This is a genomic window from Mesorhizobium sp. M2A.F.Ca.ET.067.02.1.1 (assembly GCF_004023285.1).
GTDB lineage: Bacteria > Pseudomonadota > Alphaproteobacteria > Rhizobiales > Rhizobiaceae > Mesorhizobium.
Genome location: NZ_RZSB01001357.1, coordinates 1 through 616 on the forward strand (window position 1 = coordinate 1; position 616 = coordinate 616).

Below are 616 nucleotides of genomic sequence, written 5' to 3' on the forward strand. Positions count from 1 at the left end.
GGTCCAGCTCGTGCTTGTTGGCAAGCCAGGTGAGCTGCGCGGCAAGCCTATCCTTCTTGCGATCGGAGGCGATGACGGTCATGGCGAAACCGTCCGGCGACGTGCGCGTCACGATGCCCTCGACGCGGCCGATATGGTCGATATAGGCGATGACCTTCTCGCCCGGCATGCCGATGCGGTCGGTGCGCAGCGCGACATTGCCTGGTGACATATCGATCACCTGGCATGGATGCTCGGTGCGGTCTTCCAGCATGAAGCGGCCGTAAATCTTTACCCGGACACGCTGAAAATTGCGCCGCTCAGCTCGTGACGGTGCAAATTCTACCGCCGCTGACCTCATGACTGCCTACACCCCATTGGCATTCCGCGCGACGATGCGTGGAATTTCGCCCGAAAAACTACAGCGAAGCAGGTTAACAAACGGGAAAAGTCGGCCGCGAAAGCCAGGGCCAGGAGACGCGCGCGACGCGGAAAAATTAACCGCGCGCGAGGGGAAAATCCCGCGCGGCCGGGCTCATTCGTGACGTCCGCCGTCGAGGACGACGAGGTGGCGGATGCGGCGCACACGGCCGAGCGCCGAAATGGTTTCCGGGGGATCGAATTCGGACGGAACGAG

The 616-nt window shown here is 62.2% G+C and carries 1 protein-coding gene; it reads right to left on the minus strand.

Annotated features, from left to right (window positions below; translation table 11 throughout):
- A partial coding sequence (locus tag EOA28_RS37800; RefSeq protein ID WP_148671213.1) for a PilZ domain-containing protein occupies positions 1 to 340 on the minus strand: 340 nt, incomplete at its 3' end.
- Between the last annotated feature and the right edge of the window lie 276 nt (positions 341 to 616).